At 47.6% G+C, this 3422-nt stretch carries 5 protein-coding genes; 1 reads left to right on the plus strand and 4 read right to left on the minus strand.

The features are described 5' to 3' along the window. Positions 1 to 260, minus strand: a 260-nt coding sequence (locus tag FJZ26_05055; protein MBM3229775.1) for an ATP-binding cassette domain-containing protein, incomplete at its 3' end; no start/stop codon positions are given. Positions 261 to 461: 201 nt separating this feature from the next. Between FJZ26_05055 and FJZ26_05060 the strand changes: the two genes are divergently transcribed. Next, positions 462 to 653, plus strand: coding sequence for a hypothetical protein (locus FJZ26_05060; protein MBM3229776.1), 192 nt, complete (start codon positions 462 to 464; stop codon positions 651 to 653). A gap of 86 nt (positions 654 to 739) precedes the next feature. Here the strand turns inward: FJZ26_05060 and FJZ26_05065 are convergent, their stop codons facing one another. From FJZ26_05065 to FJZ26_05075, 3 genes are read right to left on the minus strand one after another with little or no spacing between them, the layout of a single operon-like run. Then, entirely contained in the window at positions 740 to 1255 is a 516-nt protein-coding gene (locus tag FJZ26_05065; protein MBM3229777.1) for a DUF359 domain-containing protein, read from the minus strand. Positions 1256 to 1310: 55 nt separating this feature from the next. Then, on the minus strand, positions 1311 to 2012 hold the full coding sequence (gene rpiA / locus FJZ26_05070; GenBank protein ID MBM3229778.1) for a ribose-5-phosphate isomerase RpiA: 702 nt from the start codon (positions 2010 to 2012) through the stop codon (positions 1311 to 1313). Positions 2013 to 2050: 38 nt separating this feature from the next. Beyond that, positions 2051 to 2749: a hypothetical protein gene (locus FJZ26_05075; GenBank protein ID MBM3229779.1), complete on the minus strand. Its 699-nt coding sequence runs from the start codon at positions 2747 to 2749 to the stop codon at positions 2051 to 2053. Between the last annotated feature and the right edge of the window lie 673 nt (positions 2750 to 3422).

Consider the following 3422-nt stretch of genomic DNA (forward strand, 5'->3'; position numbering starts at 1 on the left):
AACTTTGCAAGCGCGGCATCTTCCATGTTTGAAGTTGAAACCCCATCAATGTATATGGCGCCAGAAGTCGGGTTGTCAAGCAGGCCAAGCATGTGCAGAAGCGTTGACTTGCCTGAGCCGGAAGGCCCCATTATGCTTGCCCTCTCCCCGCTTTTTATGCTCATGCTCACCCCGCCAAGCGCACTGACGGTCGCATCGCCAAGCTCGTATTTCTTTGTTATGTTGTCAAGTACAAGCACGCCTTTCCCACCAGGCCTCATGGAATCAACTTTTCATAAGCCGGCTCTTTTCCAGCCCCAATCCTTGTCTTTGGAAGTTTGCCTAAGTGCCAAAATCGCAAAAAATAAATACTATTCCGTAAATACTAATACCATTGGACTTCAATCGCTCTTGGATTTCACATCCAAGGCACTACTATATTAACGCACTTGTATATAAAATGCATCAAAAGGTGGTTGGAAATGGCTGACACAAAAACAAAGGCGCTTATCAGCATTGGCAGGTTTCTGATTGGCGTGGTTGTAGGCGCCCTTATTTACTATCTTATGGACTCTACCGGAGCGTACGAACCCATTTACTCCATAGGCGCGGGGATTATTGTTCTTGTGATGGTCCTTATCCTTCTCTCCAAGCTCAAAGGCGGCGGAGATTAAATTTGGGGACTTTAAACTGAAGTCGGCGAATTCCCCTACTTACTCCTTTTTCTTTCTCTTTTTAGTTTTTTCCATCCAGGCAGCTTTTAGGCTTTTTCAAACATGGCAAGTATTCTTGCCGCCGTTTCCCTGGCTTTGCTGCCGCCCTCAATCAAAACCATCCCCTGGTTTGGCTGGCCGTAGAGAATGATGCTGCCTTTTTTAGAATAAACCATTGCAGGAAGCACTGCCAAATCCTCCTCGCCTGCAACCTCTATGAAAGACTCTTCTTTTTCAAATGCCTTTTCAAGTGCCCTGCAAAGCCCATCGCTAATGGTTCCAGCCTGGTTTTCAATATGAACAGGGCTTTTGCAGTATCCTGCAATTGCTTGCTTCTTGTGCGGCTCAACCTCTTTTCTCATGGTAAGGTTGTCATATAAGCAGATTTGGGGCCTGGCTCCGGCTTCAAGAAGGTTGTAGATGCACTCGTCGCCAACTGCACAAATGATGCCTTTGTGGTTTTTTGCAACCTCAAGGGCTGCGGATGTTTCCAAGAGCCTTCCCAAAGGCTGCTTGAGATATTCCCTAAGCTTGTCGGTGATTTTGTACACGCATGACACCATTTGAAATGGTATGCACTTAAAATTAGCAGGCAATGCTTTCAAGCGCAGCAGCCCACTATTTTTTCCCAAGTACTTTGATGCCTTTTGACGTGCCTGCAATTACCCGTGTGCACTTTGTGAATATGCCGTTTGCGACTACGCCTGGGATGCAGTTGAGGTGCTGCTCCATGCGCACTGGGTCCTTTACCTCCATCTTTGCATCAAGTATATAGTTGCCATTGTCAGAAATAAGCGGCCCGTATTTTCCTGTTCCCGTTCTTGCAAGGGCGTTTATCCCCTCGTCTTTGAGCTGCCTTTTCACCGTGGAATATGCAAAGGGGGTGACTTCTATGGGCACGATGCCTGCAAGTGGCTTGAGCTTTGACTCGTCAACTATGATTGTGAAATCAGTGGCAAAATAAGCGACGACTTTTTCGCGCACAAGTGCTCCGCCCGCGCCTTTTATTGAATGCAGCTTTTCGTTGACTGCATCCGCCCCGTCAACTGCTATGTCCACATGGTCGGTTGCATCAAGCTCTGTTACCCGCAGGCCGCATTTGAATGCCAGGTGTTTTGTGTCATACGAAGTTGGCACGCACGATACGTCCAGGCCCTCCCTTGCCACAAGGCTGCCAAGGCCTTCAATAAAGTAGACTGCAGTGCTGCCTGTCCCTAGACCTACGACCATCCCGTCCTTGACATGCCTGAGTGCCGCAAGCGCAGCCTGTTTTTTTTGCGCCTCAGCTGCGGGGTTTTTTGCCTCCCAGTGCCTTTCCATAAATTAGATTGTTTAATTGGTATTGATAAAGGTTTGGACTAACCACTTGCAATACAACTCCTTGTAGCCGAACTGCACGATTCATCAGAACTACATAGCCAGTATTGCCCGTCTTCTGGCCCGCAGCACTCCTCCATGCCGGTTGTATAAATAATGGAACCGCCGCAGCAAGCTTCGCCTGAAAGCACGGGATTCCCACCGCAAGTCCCGACTCCCTCGCACCACGGGTTGCTGTTTTTGCACGTCTGGCCGGAAGTGCAAGTCCAGATGTTGCCAGGAAAAGCCTGGCTCTTGCAGCAAATTTGATATGACAGGTCAATTAAACTCTTGGTTGTTCCATCAAAGCTTGTACAGCAAGCCATTCCAGCAGGCACTGGTCTGTTGTTATTGCATGTTGATTCGCACGTTATCTGATAGCCATATATGGCAGAAAGAAATGCAGGCGCCGCTACCTGAACAAGCACTGCAATTACTGAGCCTGTCAAAAGCGTAGTTGACCAAACAATGGCGCGCGCTCTTGGCTCTGCGCCAAGAAACTGGCCTGCGGCATAAATCGCCGCAGAACAGACAACCCCCAACATTGCAGCAATTGGGGTCAAAGTCAATGCGCTTGCGCATAAATCGGTCAATCCGCTGACAAGGCCCCCTCCAACCGAGGGCGGTTGTACTGCAGCCGTTGCCGCAAAACCCACTCCAGCCAATAACAAAAAAATCAGGAAATTATAATTCGGTTTCATACGTTAGCATATTGCCATGTTTTGTATATATATTTTTGTATAACGTATGTTTATCCACATGCCTCCTATCTTTAGCGTCAATTTATTCTCGTTTTGAAACACCCAACCCTTCTTCAAGGACAACTGTCCTATTCCTCAAGTTTAGGTTATGTTTTTAAACATGGGACGGCTATTATTGCCCTGCCCATTTCCTAAATTATGGGTCTATGGGCTTGTAGCTCAGTGGTAGAGCGCGTGCTTTGCAAGAAGCTTTTTCGGGTTGCCTAAAAAGCTTCACCAAAAACGTGGAGCAGTTCAAGTGCAACTGCTTCGTCGGGTTGCCTAAAAAGCTTCACCAAAAACGTGGAGCAGTTCAAGTGCAACTGCTTCGTCGGGTTGCCTAAAAAGCTTCACCGAAAACTTTAAGTGGTAAAGTTTTAAGTTTCCTAAACAGCACGAGGCCGCGAGTTCGACTCTCGCCAAGTCCATTACCATAAGGGAACCATGCACTACCCTGCTCCATTGAGGTCTTCAATCCCTTTAGTTATTCACCAACAAGTCGACTCAGGAAATTTCTTTTCCAAACCCCCCACGAACAAAGGGCTAGCGCCTCGGCAAACCCCGTTGGTTCATACCCTCCTCAAACAAATAAAATCATTTTTGCAAAATCCCCTTCCGGTGTATCATCATGCAA

The organism is Candidatus Parvarchaeota archaeon (assembly GCA_016866895.1).
Classification (GTDB): domain Archaea; phylum Micrarchaeota; class Micrarchaeia; order Anstonellales; family VGKX01; genus VGKX01.